This window comes from Paraburkholderia youngii, from assembly GCF_013366925.1.
In the GTDB taxonomy this organism is placed as follows: domain Bacteria; phylum Pseudomonadota; class Gammaproteobacteria; order Burkholderiales; family Burkholderiaceae; genus Paraburkholderia; species Paraburkholderia youngii.
Map to the genome: position 1 here is coordinate 972,587 of NZ_JAALDK010000002.1, position 16,528 is coordinate 989,114.

A 16,528-nucleotide genomic window follows, 5' to 3' on the forward strand; every position below is an offset into this window, starting at 1 on the left:
GTCCGTTTTCCCCGCTCGCTCAACAGGCCACCAGCGCCTTGATGACGCCGGCATCCGGTTTCAGCAGCTTGGGGAATTCGCCCGGCAGATTGGCGAGCTCGACCACGTGGGTATTGAGCGCGGCCGTCGGAATCTTGCCGGCGCGCATCGCTTCGAGCACCGTTTCGAAGTCGGCGACGGTCGCGTTGCGGCTCGCGAGCAAGGTCGTCTCGCGCTTGTGGAACTCGGGATCGGCAAACGAAATGCGCTCGCTGACGATCGACACCAGCACGTACTTGCCGCCGTGCGCGACGAATTGCAGCCCGCGCTCCATCGCTTTCACGTTGCCGGTCGCGTCGAATACCACGTCGAAGAACTCGTTATCGGTCAGCGCGGCGAGTTGGGCGGCATCGGTCGCGGCGTCGGTGGTGTCGAGCAGCACCGTGTGATCGGCCTGCAACGCGCCGGCGCACACGGACAGGCGGTCCGCGCGGCCGTCGAGCACGCTGACCTCGGCGCCGCGCAGTTTCGCGAAGATCGTCACGGCCATGCCGATCGGCCCAGCCCCGACTACTAGCGCACGCTGCCCGGCTTGCACGTCGGCGCGCGCGACCGCGTGTGCGCCGATCGCCAGGAACTCGAGCATCGCGGCTTGGTCGAGCGTCACGCCGTCGGCCTTGAAGACGAACGCCTGCGGCACCGCGAGGTACTCGGTCATGCCGCCGTCGGTATGGACGCCGAGCACCCGGATGTTCACGCAGCAGTTGCCCTTGCCCGCGCGGCAGGCCACGCAGCGCCCGCACGACAGATACGGCATCACGTACACCTGGTCGCCGGCCGCGACGCGCGCGCCGGCCGGCGCCGCTTCGACGATGCCGGCAAGCTCGTGCCCCATCACGCGCGGATACGACAGATACGGCTGATTGCCGGTGAAGATATGGAAGTCGGTGCCGCAGATGCCGACTCGGCGGATGCGGATCAGCACATCGTCAGGGCCGGCGTTCGGCATCGCGCGTTCGGTGAGCGCGAGCTGGCCGGGTTGTTCGCAAATGACTGTCTTCATCGTCATGGAGGAATTGATCGGGTATCGGGAGCGGAGCGGCCCGCAGGGCTGCTCGCCTGGCGTCTACTTGGCGTCGATCTGGCCTTACCAATTTGCAAAAGTAACGGCACATGCGATACTGGTCAAGCCAATTTGCACGATGTTGGGGGAAACCCCGAACGCTGTCAGCGCGTAGCCTAGCGCGCGCGATTTGCGCGCCGGGCGCTTCGATCTACAATCGGCGCTCGCCTTATCGGGATTGCACAAGCTCCATTGCCGGGAAACGTTTCGTGAACACCAAACCTGCCGACACTCGCCGCCTGTATCTTCAGATCGCGGAAAAATTGCGCGATCTGATCGCTCAGCCGGAGTTCGCGCCGAACGGCCGCCTGCCGCCCGAGCGCGCGCTGGCGGAAACGCTCGGCGTATCGCGGCCGTCGGTGCGCGAGGCGCTGGTCGCGCTGGAACTGGAAGGCCTCGTCGAGATTCGCATGGGCTCGGGCGTCTATCTGTGCGCGACGCCGTCCGCGCAAAGTGATGCGTCGCTGTCGCAGGCCGAACTCGGCGATAGCCTGCTCGACATCCTCGGCGCGCGCTGCCTGATCGAAGGCTCGATCATCGCGAGCGTCGCACCGTTCTGCAAACCGAAAGACCTGAAGATGCTGCGCGCGATCTACAACGAGATGGAGCGCGAAGTGAAGGCGGGCAGAATTCCGGTCGCCGCCGATCGCGCGTTCCATCTGGCGATCGCGCAGATGTCCGGCAACGAAGTGCTGGTGCGCACCGTCAGCTCGCTATTCGATGCGCGACATAGTCCGCTGTCGGAAAAGCTGCGTGGCCACTTCGAAAACGAAACGACGTGGGGCGCCGTGCCCGAAGAACATCTGGTGATTCTGGAAGCGCTGGAAGCGCACGATCCGCTGCAGGCGCAGGCGGCGATGCAGCGCCACTTGAAGCTGTCGCTGGAGCGCGTGATCACGGGGGGACAGCGGACGACTTAGAAACGGTTTCATAAAGACTTCTGGGCACGCTTGAGCGTGTTCCAGCAGATCAAGGAACAACCGAGTCTGAGAAACGCCTCATGAACGGTTGGTCGTCAACGATTGGTTTTCCCATCTCCTCAGTCCGCTTGTTTGCGCCGCAATCGCAAACGTGCCGAGCGTCGACGCGGCTCGTATCAGCGCGCCGCCTCGGCCCGTACGCTGCGCGATTTCACGCGCCAGTTCGCGAGCGCGCCGAGCGCCATCAGCACGCTGGTGCCGAGAAACACCGCACGCATGCCGACGTGGCCGCCGACGAAACCGCCCAGCAGCGGACCGGCCACCTGCCCCGCGTACTGCGACGACACCGAGTAGCCGAGAATCGCGCCCGTCACGCTCGCCGGCACGTTGTGCCGGATCACGCTCGCGATGCACGGCAACAGGCCGCCGAGTGCGATGCCCATCAGAAAACGCAGCACGATCAGCTGCCAGCTCGCGGTAACGAACGCCTGCGGCACGAGCAGCACCGCCGATACCGCGAGGCAGCCGACGATCACGTTCCAGTGCCCGACGCGATCGGCGAACCTGCCGAGTCGGGACGACGAGATCACGCTGCCGAGCGCCGCGCCCGACATGACGAAGCCCGCGACCATCGTCACGCTTTGAGGCTTCGTGAGCTGGGCGACGTAGACGGTGATGATCGGTTCGATCGACATGTTCGCGACCATCAGCAGCAAGCCGGTGGCAAGCATCGCGATGGCCGGCCGCTTGTCGTCCACCGAGGCCCACGCGCCTTTCTTCGACGCGCTGTCCGCGCGCTTGCGGACCGGCTGCTCGCGAATCAGAAACGCGGTCGCGAGAAAGGCGACGAAGATCGCCGCGCCCGAGGCCCAGAAGGTCGCGCGGATGCCGATCAGCGGCGGCAGAAAGCCGCCGAGCAGCGGGCCGACCAGATTGCCCGCCATGATCCCCGACGACAGCACCCCGAGCGCCCAGCCCGAACGCGCCTTCGGCGTCTGCGTCGCGACGAGGATCATCGAGCCCGACGCATAGCCGCCGAGCAGCCCGGCGAGCAGCCGCAACGCGACCAGTTGCCAGGCCGAGTGCGCCATGCCGATCAGCGACATCGCGATCGCCATGCCGAGGCTCGAGCGGATCAGCATCAGCTTGCGGCCGTAGAGGTCCGCGAGCTTGCCCCACAGCGGCGCGACGAGCGCGGCGCTGAAGAACGTCGCGCCGAACGCGGCGCCGGACCACTGCACGATCGCCGCATGATCCTGCACGCCGAGTTGCTCGACGTAAAGCGGCAGGAACGGCAGCAGCAGCGTCATCGCGACGATGGTCGTGAACGAGCCGAACACGCACACGCACAGGTTGCGCTGCCAATGCGCGGCGGCTTCATCGTCGGCCGCCGGGGCGGCCTTGGCCGCCGCCGTCGCCTGCGCCTGCGGCGGCACCGGTTCGGCCGTTGGTACGTCGAGCTTGCGATTCATCTTCGAGACTTTCCAGGTGACTAGGGGGCCGTTCGAGCTATCCGAAGCATGCTAACGGGCTGCGTCGCCGTCAGGCAGTCAACCCATCATCCTGGTATCGCTACTACCTCTTCCGACTAGTGGCCCGCGGGCGACGCGCTGTGCGACGTCTGCGGCGCGGCCGCCGCCGATGCCGCCGCATCCGACACCCCCACCGCACCGCCCGGCAGATCGGCCGGCTTCGTCGAACTCACCGCATCCGGATAGAGCTGCATCAGCACGCGCAGCACACCATTGGTCCAGCCGAAGCCGTCCTGTAGCGGATACTCTCCGCCGCCCGCCGACTTGTCGCTCGCGTCGACGTCGTACTTCTCGACCAGCTTGCCGGTGCGCTGGTAGTACGCGACGTTGGTGCGAATCCAGCGGGTCGCGATATCACGCGCGAGCTCCGGCTCGCTGTAGCGGCGCAGCCCGATCACCGCGAGGTACTGCAGCGGCGCCCAGCCGTTCGGTTCGTCCCACTGCTGACCGGTATCGGTCCGCGTCGTCGCGAGACCGCCCGGGCGCAGCAGATCCCGCCGGATCGTCTGCGCCACTTCGCGCGCGTCGTTGCGTGTCGCGACGCCGGTGTAAAGCGGGTAGACGGTCGCGGCAGTGAGCCGGTGCGTAAGCGTGCCGTGCACGAAGTCGTAGTCGCCGAAAGCGTGCAGTTGCGGATCCCACAGCACCCGGCGGATTGCATCGGCGCGCACGCGGGCGCGTAGTTCGAGATTCTCCGCGTGGCCTGCGTCGCCGGTCACCCGGTAGGCTTTCGCGAGCGCGCGTTCGAGCTCCACCATCAGGCAGTTCAGGTCCACTGGCACGAGCGAGGTCACGTCGATGGTCGCGAGCGTCCTGCCGTCGGCGAACCAGCGCGAACTGAAATCCCAGCCGGTTTCGCCGCCCGCGCGCAGGTTGCGCCACAAATCCTGCGCGTCGCGTTGCGGTATCTGCTGCGCCGTCATCACATCCTCGCGGTACGACTCGTCGCGCGGCGCCGCGCGCTCGTCCCAGTAGCGATTGAGCAGCGTGCCGTCGGCGAGGCGCACCAGATGGCGCGCCGCGTTGCCGGGCGACAGATGATCGCTGCCCGCCATCCAGTACGCGTATTCACGGCGCAGCTCGGGCAGATAGCGGGCGTAGACCTGATCGCCCTCTTTGCGCGCGACGAGCTGCACCATCTGCGCGAAGAACGGCGGCTGCGAACGGCTCAGGTAATACGTGCGATTGCCGTTGGGGATATGGCCATAGCGGTCGATCAACGTCGAGAAGTTGTTCAGCTCGTCGTCGACGAGCGCGCGCTGGCCGCTCGCGTCGAGCCCCAGCAGAATGAAGTACGAGTCCCAGTAGTAGATCTCGTCGAAGCGGTCGCCCGGCACGATGTACGACGACGGTAGCGGCAACAGCGAAGCGTACGGGCTGGCGCTCGCATCCGGTTCGCGGCGCAGCACGCTCCACAGCGTATCGATGTGCGCGGTGACGCTTTCGTTCGGATCGGACACATAGCGCTTCGGCTCGCGAGCAGGCAGCGTGAAGCGCTGTTCGACGAATTGCTTCAGGTCGAAGCGCGGCTGAGCGCGCTGGCTGTCGTAGTCGGCGATGACTTGCGGCGGCGGCTCGTTTGGCGACATGTCGGCGAAAGTCTTGCTGTCCGGGTACAGATGCGCGAGTTCGACGTCGCGATACAGCTCGCCATACAGCTCGGATGGCGGCGTCGGCACGTCCGGCGACGGCTGCGCGTGATCCGTGTTGCCAACGCGCCCGGCCGCGGCGCTGCTCCCGGCATTCGCAGCGGCAGCCGATGCTGGCAGCGTAAGGGCCGGCACGGCCGGCTGGGTCGGCGCGACCGTCGGCGCGGATTGCGCGGTGACGCTGCTGCTTGCGGCGAGCGCCAGCGCGGTGGCCACGGAGGCTAGAACGCAGCGGTACGGCCGCTCGCGGGAAGACCAAACGGGAAGATCGGAACGAAATGGCATCGGCGGACCCGTTGAGGACGACGCGGTGACGTCGACGTAGGCGACCCGCCGCGCGTGCCGATCCTATGCTGCACGCTACCGCGGGGCTTCGAGAGGGTCTAGTTAGCAAATGCGGGGCCCGCTCCGCAAAACGATGTCGCGCGCAAGCGCTCTTTACCGGGTGCTAACCAGGTTCTTACCGAACTGCGCTCGAGGCATGAGCCTTCATCGGGCCGCGCGGTCCGGCGCCGGCTTGCCGCCCGCTCATTCTAGGCGGAAACCGCCGTTAGCCTCCGGTCGCGAATCCTAATGACGCCGCCTTCGCGCGAAGATTCGCGAAGCGGTCCGCCGTCGGGTTGATCGCCCGCTTTTGCGACTGATCGACCGCCGATACCGAGCTCGACGGCGAAGGCACGAGAGCCCCCAGGCAGGCTCCGCCGAACGGCCCCTGGGCGACAGTGAACGCGGGAGCGTCGGTGCGCGGCGCGCCGTTGAAATCGAGCGCGTAGGCGAGATTGAAGGTCGCAGGATCGCTGCCGCGCACGCCGAGCGGCTGCAAGCCGAAGCGCCATTGCAGCAGCGCGTGAATCGAGCTGGGGTCGAACGGATAGCGCGTGATCGAACCCGCGCGCACGCGCGGGCCCAGCAGCGCGAGCGGCACGCGAAAGCCGAGCTTGCCGTCGTTGCCGAGCGTGAGCTCGCTGTTGCTGATCGGCCTGGTGGGCGGCACCACGTGCTCGAGAAACCCGCCCCATTCGTCGTAAACGACGATCATCAGCGTGCGGCTCCACGTCGGGCTCGTGCGCAGCGCCTCGTAGACCTGCGCGAGAAACGCCTCGCCGTCGCGGATGTCGGCATGTGGATGATCGTCGGAGGAAACGCCTTCCGGCTCGCCCGTAAATGACGGATCGACCATGCAGAATGGCGGCAGCGTCCCCGCCGCGGCATTCACGAGGAAATCCGCAAACGGGCGGGAAATGCCGACATACCGCGTGCCATAAAGCGCCGTAATCGGCACGTCGTGGTAGTAGTAGCGAGCGTCGACATCGGCGTTGCTCAGCTTGTCCCAGATCGTCGCGAGCGACGACGTGTCGGCGCTGTCGTCGAGCCGGTCCGTCGCGCCGCTATGCAGATAGAGGCGATTGGGAAACGTGCTGGTCAGGATGCCGCTGAAGTAGAAGTCGCCGATCGTGTAACTGCTGGCCACGGCGTTGAAAAATTGCAGATCGGCCTGCGTGTAGAAGCCGATAGGCAGCAGGTCGCCCCGGCTCAGGCTCGTGCCCGGCGTGAGCAGCCAGCCATTCATCGCACCCGATGCCAGTTGCGTGCGCCCCCCCGAAAAGCTGTGATTGGGGTCCAGGAACGCGCACGCCTGATAGCCGTACGCGGCATTCGCCGCGAGCGAAAACGGCGTTTGCGTCGCGCCGAACGCGTCCTTGAACTTCTGGTTCGCGGGCATGCCCTCGGCGCCCGGCACCCAGCCGAGGAAATGGTCGAACGAACGATTTTCCATCGTGACCAGCACAATGAAGTCGATGCCCGAGCTGGCCGGCGCGGGCAACGCCGGGCGCGGCAGGCTATAGCGGTCGGCGGCGTTGGGCGCCGGAATGTCGGTAATCGAGGGCGCGGGGTCGCCGCCTCCTCCGCCCGTTAAGTCGTCTTCACCCGATCCGCCACCGCAACCCGATAGCGCAACGCTGCCGGCCACCGCGGCTACGCCGGCAAGAAAGCGGCGGCGGTCGTGTGCATGAGTCTTGTGAGTCTCGTCGCCCATCACACGCCTCCTGATTGGCTGCGGCGCGGGCATTCGTCCATGCCTGCCTGCCGCGAAGCAACACGCGCGCGCCGATTGGAGCGGCGGTTGGTCGTTGGCAGCAAGTTTCGAACCCGAGGGAGTGGCGGGCCGTTGCGAAGTGGCGAAGTCCAACGAATGACTTCAAAGGTAGATGAGGCCTTGTCCGCCTAGATCTCCACGCGCGCGCCGACTTCGATCACCCGATTGGCCGGCAGTTTGAAGAAAGCCGCGATATTGCCCACGTTGTGCAGCATCACCGCGAACAGCCGCTCGCGCCATAGCGCCATGCCGTGGACGCGCTTGGGCACGACAGCCGCGCGGCTCAGGAACCAGGATGTGTCGTCCAGGTTGAACGTGAGTTCCGGCGACTTGTAGGCGGCCAGCGTGCGCGGCAAGTCCACTTCGTCCTTGAAGCCGTAATTCACCGTTGCGTGCCAGCAGCCCGCGCACAGCGGCCTGATCTGCACGCGCTCGCTGTCGGCCACCTTCGGCACGCTTTTCGTGATTACGCTCAGGAAAACCGTGCGCTCATGCAGCACACGGTTGTGCCGCAGGTTGTTGACGAGCGCGTGCGGCACCGCTTCGGCGTCCGGCGTCAGGAAGATCGCCGTGCCGCCCACACGCGTCGGCGAACTTTCGAGCAGCGTGGTGAGGTACTGTTTGAGCGGCGTCTTTCCCGCCCGCGCGCGCGCTTCGGCCAGCATCATCTCCCAGCCGCGTCCCCACGTCGCCATGATCGTGAACATGATCGCGCCGACCACGAGCGGGAACCAGCCGCCGTCGACGATCTTGAGCAGATTCGCCGAGAAGAACAGCGCGTCGATCACGAAGAAGAACGAGGTGGAGAGCACGCACAGCAGCCAGTTGTAGCGCCACGCGTAACGCACGACGAAGAACGTCAGGAATGTGGTGATCAGCATCGTACCGGTCACGGCGATGCCATACGCGGCCCCGAGCGCCGTGGAGGAGCGGAAGCCCAACACCGCCGCGACCACGGCGATCAGCAGAATCCAGTTGATGCCGGGCACGTAGATTTGCCCGATCTCGCGCTCCGACGTATGTACGATGTTCATGCGCGGCAGGAAGGAAAGCTGCATGGCCTGCATCGTCATCGAATAGGTACCCGAAATAACGGCTTGCGACGCGATCACGGTGGCGATCGTCGCCAGCACGATCATCGGCACGATGGCCCACTGCGGGAACAGTCGGTAGAACGGGTTTTGCACGGCGCCCGGGTTCGCCAGCAGCAGCGCCCCCTGGCCCAGATAGTTCAGCGCGAGCGCGGGAAAAACGACGCCGAACCACGTAACACGGATGGGTCGCTTGCCGAAATGGCCCATGTCGGCGTAGAGCGCCTCGGCGCCCGTCAGCGACAGCACCACCGCGCCGAGCGCGACGAACGCCAGCCAGCGGTGATGCATGACCAGGCGGAGCCCTTCCAGCGGATTGAGCGCGTACAGCACGACCGGCGTGGCTATGATGTTCGCGACGCCCGCCGCGCCGATCACGACGAACCAGAGCACCATCACTGGCCCGAACACGGCGCCGATGCCGCCCGTGCCGTGCTTTTGCGTGACGAACAGCACGATCAGCGCGGCGAGCGTCACCGGAACCACATAGGTCTTGAGCCCTGGCTCGACGACTTCGAGCCCTTCCACGGCGCTCAGCACGGATATGGCTGGCGTGATGACACTATCGCCGAAGAACAGCGCCGCGCCCATTACCCCCACCACGAGGAGTCCGCGACGCAAGCGCGGCCGCGCCGCGACCGACGACGCCGCGAGCGCGAGCAACGCCATGATCCCGCCTTCGCCGTGATTATTCGCCCGCAGGATCAGGACGACGTACTTCAGCGAAACGACGATCATCAGCGACCAGAAAATCAGCGAAACGATGCCGACGATATTGAAAGCATTGAGCGTGAGACCGTTGGCGGGATCGAACACGGTGGCGAGCGTATAGAGCGGGCTCGTGCCGATGTCGCCATAGACCACGCCGAGCGCGGCCAGCGCGAGCGCTGGAAGAGCCGGTGAGGCGTCGCCGTGGCCTTCCTTCCCCGACGCGGCGGTTGCGGAATGTGCCATGTCTCCCTCCTCCTACGAATCGCGCGTGAGCCGTGATGGCCGAGCCGCGGGTTCGCTTCGATTCTTTCGTTTCGTTGACGCGAATTCGTCTTGGTCGTGCGCGCTGGATCGTGCCAGTGCGCTAGAGAAGTATAGAAATTTCCGGCGAAAATGCGCTTTGCGCAGCAGTCACGCATTTGGCCGACGCCGTCGCTCCGTCCACTGTCAGCTCAACGTCAGGTAGAACGGCGCAAGTGTCAGCAGACCGCCTCGTCCGTCCGCCTCGAAGGTGCCGTGCCGGCGTGCTCTCCGAGTTCCATGATTTCCACGAGCCGCTGCTGGTAGTGCTCCGGCAAATACTCCGCGAGTGAATAGCTTCTGCCCTTGTCCGCCAGATGTATCGCGAGTCGATCCAGTGCCAGTTCGAGGCTCTGAGGCTCCGACCGAAATTTGATCTTGTTGCCCACCGCGTCAGCGGTCGTCGCCATGCTGCCGCCGTCGTGGACGAGGGCAGGCAAGCCGAGCATGGCGGCCTCGATAATGACGAGCGGCGCATTCTCAGCTCCCAACGATGGCACGACGACCGCGTCGGCAAATCGGCGCATCCGCGGAAACAATTCCTCCTGCGGCAGTCTGCCGAAAAAAACCAGTTTGCCGCGCTGGATCAGCGACGCGAAGCGCTGCTCCATCGCACGACGATCCGGACCGTCCCCGTAGACTCCTAATACGTCAATACGATGAAAGTTCACGCTCTCCGCGAGTTCGATAAATTCCGCGAGTCCCTTTTCCTGTGAAATCCTGCCGACAAAGGCAAGCCTGAATCTCTGCTTGCCAGCAACACGCGAAGGCTGAAACGCGACCGGTACTGAAGAGGGATTAAAAACGACTCTCGTATTCGTGATGCCACTGCGATGCAGCGCTTCTTCCATGAAGGCGCTTGGACAAACGATCGTCTCGAAGATCCGCTTGGCAGGGAATGCCTCGCGTACTGCGTGCCAGTAACACTTCGTCATCAGGTCGTGCAGAAGACCTTTCGTCGTCGACCGACGGGTCAACGCCGCACGCGTGCCCAACACTTCGAGCGGCACAATCACCGGCCGCCGGTTGTCGAAGTATTGCAGTGCCGGGTTGTAATAGACGAGATGGTAGTCGTGGCTCGTGTGATATGCGCGAAAGCCGAGCTTTCGCTTTTGACGCGCGATAACGCTCAGTATCGAATTCGATAGAGCGTTATGGTAGTTGTGCACCATCACCCGATGCGGACGAAAACCCACAATAGTCTTCTCGAGTGCGCGCGCGGCCGCGACATTCCAGGACCTGGACCACTTGGTGGTTCCCACCGGAAAGCGGGTGTCGTCGAAGCGTTCAACTTCGACCCCGGGCAATCGACTCAGAAGATCTGCCGATTGCTGATAAACAACTTCCGCGCCGCCCATCGACGCATAATCGTTTATTACCAATATCCTGCAGCGCTTCATGTTTAGGCCCGCTGTTGGTGCACAACTCACGACACCGAGTACATGCATTGGTGGTTAATTCGTCGGGAATTTTATGAAGTCATTTTCGACGACTGTGTGTGAGAGCGCACCAAGCAAGTACCCGTTCTGTTACTGCGTCTTACAGGCCGGGTGATTTTAGAAGTGCTATTACGCTGCGAAAGCTGCGGATGAAAAATTGACCGGAGATCGACAGTAATCGTTGAGCTTTTGGGAAGAAAAAACATCTCAGGACGAATCGACGACACAACGGCGGCCACCCTCAGCCAGGGTTTCCCCTCCTTCAGCACATCAAAACTTGTCCTACTATCAAGCAGTTAAAACTAACTAACTCATCAGTTAGTCCGGTGTCCATGCCGCAAGTCGCCCGTTCCAGAATGGGTCGTCGTCCTCATCCGCAGGACTTCGACGCACGCGAACATCTGCTCGATGTCGCGGTGGCGCTGTTCGCCGAGCGCGGGATCGCCAACACGACGGTGGCGCAGATCGCGGCGGCGAGCGGCGTGACGTCCGCGATGGTGCACTACTGGTTCCAGACCCGCGAAAAGCTGCTCGACGCGTTGTTCGAGGAAAAGCTGGTCGCCGCGTTCGGCGCCATCTGGGACCCAGTCGATGCCGAACGCGACGATCCGCTCGCGCTGACGCAAGGCATCGTCAAACGCATGTTCGACGTCACCGAGGCCATGCCGTGGCTGCCTTCGCTATGGCTGCGCGAAATCATCAACGAAGGCGGCCTGCTGCGCGAGCGCGCGTTTGCGCATATCCCCGTGCAAAAGGTCGCCGCGTTCGGTCAGAACATCGCACGCGGTTGCGCGTCGGGTCAGTTGAATGCGCAGCTCGAACCGTTGCTGCTGTTCAACTCGGTGCTCGCGCTCGTGATGCTGCCGCAGGCAACCGCCAGGATCTGGCAACGCCTGAATCCGCGCAGTTCGTTCGATCGCGCGACGCTCGAACGCCACGTCGTCGCACTGCTCACGCAGGGCATGAGCGCAACCACGGCGGTCAAGACCAGCGCCAGGGCAAGGAGCCGGGCGACGTCCACCGCACGCCGCGCGAAAGGAAAGCCGTCATGATTCCGTCCGCCCGCTCATCCACACGTGTCGCGTTGCTTGCGCTGTGCATCGCGTGCGCGAGCTGTTCGCAACAACCGGCGAACACATGGCAAGGCTATGTGGAAGGCGAGTTCCTGTACCTCGCGTCTTCGCAGGCGGGCCAGTTGACCGAGCTCGCGGTCTCGCGCGGGCAGACCGTTGCGCAGAACACGCCGCTGTTCGCGCTCGAAGCGCAGAACGAAACCGACGCCGTGGCGCAGGCCAACGAGCAACTGCGCTCGGCCCGCGCCCAGCTCGCCGACCTCGGGACCGGCAAGCGTCCGCCGGAAGTCAACGTGACGCGCGCGCAACTCGTGCAGGCCGAAGCCGATGCGGCGCGCGCCGCGACCCAGTTCCGCCGCGACCAACAGCAATTCGACGCCGGCGGCATCGCGCAAAGCCAGCTCGACGACTCGCGCGCGAGCGCGCTGTCGAGCGCCGCGCACGTGCGCGAGTTGCAAAGTCAGCTCGCCGTCGCGCGTCTGCCGGGACGGATCGAACAGATCCGCGCACAGCAGGCGCAAGTCGACGCCGCGCAGGCCCAACTCGGCCAGGCCCAATGGAAGCTCGATCAGAAAAGCGTGCACGCGCCGCACGCGGGCCTCGTGTTCGACACGATGTTTCGCAGCGGCGAATGGGTGCCGGCGGGCAGCCCCGTCGTGCGCATGTTGCCGCCGGAAAACGTCAAGGTGCGCTTCTTCGTGCCGCAGGGAGTGGTCGGTTCGCTCGCGCCGGGCCGTCGCGTCTCGATTCATTGCGACGGGTGCGCCGCCGATGTGCCGGCCGTGCTCAGCTTCATCTCGGACCAGGCGGAGTACACGCCGCCAGTGATCTTCAGCAACGAAAGCCGCGCGAAGCTCGTGTTCATGGTCGAAGCCAGACCGCGAACCGCCGATGCGCCGAAGCTGCGGCCCGGCCAGCCCGTCACGGTCACGCTGCAATGAGTGCGCCCGCGCCGCCCCCCGCCAACTCCAGCGACCCCGTGTACGCGATCGATGTGCACGGGCTGAACAAACATTTCGGCACCAAGCACGTGGTCAACGACGTGACGATGCAGGTGCAGCGCGGCGAGATCTTCGGTTTTCTCGGCCCGAACGGCAGCGGCAAGACTACCTGCATCCGCATGATGTGCGGACTGCTGACGCCGGACTCCGGCAGCGGCACCTGTCTCGGCTACGACATCGTGCGGGACAGCGCGCAGATCAAACGCCGCACCGGCTACATGACGCAGCGCTTCTCCTATTGGGAAGATCTGTCGATCCGCGAAAACCTCGACTTCGTCGCGCGCATCTACGAGATGAAGAACCGCCGCGAGGCGGTGGATCGCGCGCTCGAACAGCTTGGCCTGCAAAGCCGTGAGAAGCAGTTGGCCGGCGCACTGTCGGGCGGATGGAAGCAGCGTCTCGCGCTGGCCGCGTGCATGCTGCATGAACCGGAACTGCTGCTGCTCGACGAGCCGACCGCCGGAGTCGATCCGAGCGCGCGCCGCGACTTCTGGGAAGAGCTGCACCGCCTCGCGGCGCGCGGCATCTCGGTACTCGTCAGCACGCACTATATGGACGAAGCGGAACGCTGCCACAAGCTCGCCTATATCGCGTACGGCAGGCTGCTCGCGCAGGGTACGTCGAAACAGGTGATCGACTCGCAAGGGCTCGTGACGTGGGCCGTGTACGGCCAGAATCTCGTCGAGCTCGGCGACCGGCTGCTCAACTCGCCCGGCGTCGAGCAGACGGTCGCGTTCGGTTCGTCGCTGCACGTGAGCGGGCCCGACACGCCCGAACTCCACGCGAGCATCGACCAGTTGGAACGCTCGAACCCCACGCTACGAATCGAAAGACAGGAAACCGGCCTCGAGGACGTGTTCATCTTCATGATGAACCGCTCGACCGACAACTATGCAACGCCTTCCGCGGGCAAAGCATCGTGAATTCCGCGCGCCGACTTCCGCGCTTTTCGCTGATGCGCTGGTGGAGCATCGTGCGCAAGGAGTTTTTGCAGCTGAAGCGCGACCGCATCACGTTTGCGATGATGATCGTGCTGCCGATCATGCAGATGGCGCTGTTCGGCTTCGCGATCAATACCGACCCGAAGCATCTGCCGACCGCCGTCATCGCCGCCGATCACAGCGAGTTCACGCGCAGCTTCCTGATGGCGATGCGCAACTCCGATTACTTCGACATCGTCTCGACGCTGCCCGATAAAGAGTCCGGCCGCCGCGCGCTCGCGCAAGGCAAGGTGCTGTTCGTGCTGAATATTCCGGTCGGTTTCACCCGCGAGCTGGCCAAAGGCGCGCGGCCCTCGCTGCTCGTCGAAGCCGACGCGACGGACCCGATGGCGGTGGGCACCGCGCTCGGCGCATTGCCGTCGATCACGCAGTCGGTACTGCAGAAGGACCTCACGGGTCCGCTGTCGCCGCTCGCGGTCGGCCCCACCGCTTTCGATGTTCAATTGCACCGGCTCTACAACCCCGAAAGCATCACCCAGTACAACGTGGTGCCGGGCCTGATGGGCGTGATCCTGACGATGACGATGGTGATGATGACGGGCCTCGCGATCACGCGCGAACGCGAGCGCGGCACGATGGAAAATCTGCTGGCTACGCCGGTGCTGCCGCTCGAAGTGATGACCGGCAAGATCGTGCCTTATGTGGCGATCGGTCTGGTGCAGGTCAGCATCATTCTCGCGGCCGCTCGCTTCGTGTTCAACGTGCCGTTCGAAGGAGGTCTGCTCGCGCTGTATCTGTCCGCGCTATTGTTCGTCGCGGCCAATCTGACGATCGGCATTACGTTGTCGTCGCTCGCGCAGAATCAGTTGCAGGCTATGCAGCTGACGATGTTCTATTTTCTGCCCAACATCCTGCTGTCGGGATTCATGTTCCCGTTCGCGGGCATGCCGAAGTGGGCGCAGTACATCGGCAACCTGTTGCCGCTCACCTACTTCAACCGGCTCGTGCGCGGCATTCTGCTAAAAGGCGTCGGTTGGGCCGACATGTGGCCGCATGTGTGGCCGCTGCTGATCTTTCTGTTCGTCGTGATGGGCGTCGCCGTGAAGTTCTATCGACGCACGCTCGATTGAGGAAGGCCTGCAATGTGTTCCGCCCCTCGCTTTCTTGACGTGGTTTTTCGTCGCGCGGCTTGTTTATCCGTCACGCGTCGGCTCGCCGCCTTCGGCGCAAGCGCGGCCTTGTGCGCGTGCACCGTCGGCCCCGATTTCCATCGGCCCGACGTGACCAGCGTGTCGAGCTATACCGCCGCGCCGCTTGCGGCAAGCACGGTCGCCGCCGACGGTCCCGGCGGCGCCGCGCAACACTTCGTGCCGACCGAGGTGCCCGGCGACGGCTGGTGGCGCGCGTTCGGCTCGCCGGCGCTGAACGCGCTGGTGCAGCAGGCGCTCGACGACAGCCCGACCCTCGCGCAAGCCCGCGCGAAACTCGACGAAGCGCAGCAGGACTACCGCGCGCAGGCGGGCGGCACGCTGTGGCCGCAGGTCGATGCGAACCTGTCGACCACGCGCGAGAGGATCGATCCCGAAGCGCTGGGCTTCGGCCAGCTGACACAAGGCCGCGCGTTTGCGCCGTTCACGCTGTACAGCGCGCAAGTCACCGTGTCGTACACGCTCGATCTGTTCGGCGCGAATCGCCGCGCGCTCGAAGCGGTGGCTGCGCAGGTCGACTATCAGCAATACGAACTCGAAGCCGCGCGTTTGACGGTCGCGGGCAATGTGGTGACGGCGGCGATCCGGCGCGCGTCGCTCGCGCGGCAGATCGCACTCACAGAGGCGCTGCTCGCGAATCAGATGCAGCAACTCGATATCGCCGAACACCGCTATCACGCGGGCGGCATCTCCGAGGTCGATCTGCTGAGTCAGCGCACGCTGGTGCAGCAGACCCGCGCGACGTTACCGCCGTTGCGCACGCAGCTTGCACAGACCGATCATCAGCTCGCGATCTATCTGGGACGCGCGCCAGCGGAATTGGCCACCACGCACGACCTTGCCGCGCTCGACCTCGATACGCTCGTGCTGCCCGCCGACCTGCCGCTGACCTTGCCGTCGACGCTCGCGCAGCAGCGGCCCGACATTCGCGCGTCCGAGGCGTTGTTGCATCAGGCGAGCGCGAACCTCGGCGTCGCGACCGCGAACCTGTATCCGCGTATCACGCTGTCGGGCAGCGCGGCGACCGAACGTGTCAACGTGTCCGATCTGCTGACGGGCTTCAACGTGTGGAACTTTGGCGCCGGTCTCACGCAGCCGCTGTTTCATGGCGGTGAACTGCTGGCGCGCAAGCATTCGTCCGAGGCGGCCTACCAGGCGGCGCTCGCCGTGTACAAGCAAACCGTGCTGCAGGGACTGCAACAGGTCGCCGACGCGCTGCGCGCGCTCGATCAGGATGCGATTGCGTTGCAGGCGCTCGATGCCGCGCAGCGCAGCGCGCAGCACAGCGCCGGTATTGCGAGTCAGCGTTATGCGGCGGGCGGCATCAGCCAATTGACGCTGCTCGATACGCAGCGCCAGCAATTGCAGACCGGACTCGATCGCACCAAAGCCGCCGCGCAGCGTTATGCCGATACCGCCGCGCTGTTTCAGGCGCTCGGGGCGCGGCCTTGAGTTACCGCTTC

Annotated in this window: 12 protein-coding genes; 6 read left to right on the forward strand and 6 right to left on the reverse strand. The window is 64.8% G+C overall.

Annotation, left to right across the window (positions count from 1 at the left end; genetic code table 11):
* Window positions 1–19: 19 nt before the first annotated feature.
* A complete protein-coding gene (locus G5S42_RS35820) occupies window positions 20–1,042 on the reverse strand; it encodes a zinc-binding alcohol dehydrogenase family protein (RefSeq protein ID WP_176111987.1) in 1,023 nt (340 codons plus the stop codon).
* A 269-nt stretch (window positions 1,043–1,311) separates the two neighbouring features.
* Here G5S42_RS35820 and G5S42_RS35825 point away from each other — a divergent pair, with 269 nt between their 5' ends.
* Window positions 1,312–2,022 (forward strand): FadR/GntR family transcriptional regulator, encoded by a 711-nt coding sequence (locus tag G5S42_RS35825; protein WP_176111459.1) that lies wholly within the window; start codon window positions 1,312–1,314, stop codon window positions 2,020–2,022.
* 176 nt (window positions 2,023–2,198) lie between these two features.
* On the opposite strand, the gene G5S42_RS35830 is transcribed toward G5S42_RS35825, so the two are convergent.
* The 5 genes from G5S42_RS35830 to G5S42_RS35850 form a co-directional block, all read right to left on the reverse strand.
* Window positions 2,199–3,494, reverse strand: coding sequence for an MFS transporter (locus G5S42_RS35830; protein WP_176111460.1), 1,296 nt, complete (start codon window positions 3,492–3,494; stop codon window positions 2,199–2,201).
* 116 nt (window positions 3,495–3,610) lie between these two features.
* Window positions 3,611–5,419, reverse strand: a complete 1,809-nt coding sequence (treA, locus tag G5S42_RS35835) for an alpha,alpha-trehalase TreA (RefSeq protein WP_176111461.1) — start codon at window positions 5,417–5,419, stop codon at window positions 3,611–3,613.
* A 334-nt stretch (window positions 5,420–5,753) separates the two neighbouring features.
* Window positions 5,754–7,241 (reverse strand): alkaline phosphatase family protein, encoded by a 1,488-nt coding sequence (locus G5S42_RS35840; RefSeq protein WP_176111462.1) that lies wholly within the window; start codon window positions 7,239–7,241, stop codon window positions 5,754–5,756.
* Between the two features lie 188 nt (window positions 7,242–7,429).
* A complete protein-coding gene (locus G5S42_RS35845) occupies window positions 7,430–9,346 on the reverse strand; it encodes a potassium transporter Kup (RefSeq protein ID WP_176111463.1) in 1,917 nt (638 codons plus the stop codon).
* Window positions 9,347–9,582: 236 nt separating this feature from the next.
* Window positions 9,583–10,803: a glycosyltransferase gene (locus tag G5S42_RS35850; RefSeq protein WP_176111464.1), complete on the reverse strand. Its 1,221-nt coding sequence runs from the start codon at window positions 10,801–10,803 to the stop codon at window positions 9,583–9,585.
* A gap of 395 nt (window positions 10,804–11,198) precedes the next feature.
* Here G5S42_RS35850 and G5S42_RS35855 point away from each other — a divergent pair, with 395 nt between their 5' ends.
* Genes G5S42_RS35855 through G5S42_RS35875 form a run of 5 tightly spaced genes read left to right on the forward strand, consistent with a single transcriptional unit; the run spans window position 11,199 to window position 16,517 of the window.
* Complete coding sequence (locus G5S42_RS35855) at window positions 11,199–11,894, forward strand: TetR/AcrR family transcriptional regulator (protein ID WP_176111465.1); 696 nt, start codon at window positions 11,199–11,201, stop codon at window positions 11,892–11,894.
* Window positions 11,891–12,856, forward strand: coding sequence for an HlyD family secretion protein (locus G5S42_RS35860; RefSeq protein ID WP_176111466.1), 966 nt, complete (start codon window positions 11,891–11,893; stop codon window positions 12,854–12,856). Before G5S42_RS35855 ends, G5S42_RS35860 begins: the two co-directional genes overlap by 4 nt.
* Window positions 12,853–13,839 carry an ABC transporter ATP-binding protein gene (locus G5S42_RS35865; RefSeq protein WP_176111467.1) on the forward strand — a complete coding sequence of 329 codons (987 nt, stop codon included), beginning with the start codon at window positions 12,853–12,855 and terminating at the stop codon, window positions 13,837–13,839. Before G5S42_RS35860 ends, G5S42_RS35865 begins: the two co-directional genes overlap by 4 nt.
* 32 nt (window positions 13,840–13,871) lie before the next feature.
* On the forward strand, window positions 13,872–14,987 hold the full coding sequence (locus G5S42_RS35870) for an ABC transporter permease (protein ID WP_176111988.1): 1,116 nt from the start codon (window positions 13,872–13,874) through the stop codon (window positions 14,985–14,987).
* Window positions 14,988–14,999: 12 nt separating this feature from the next.
* On the forward strand, window positions 15,000–16,517 hold the full coding sequence (locus G5S42_RS35875) for an efflux transporter outer membrane subunit (protein ID WP_176111468.1): 1,518 nt from the start codon (window positions 15,000–15,002) through the stop codon (window positions 16,515–16,517).
* Window positions 16,518–16,528 lie beyond the last annotated feature (11 nt).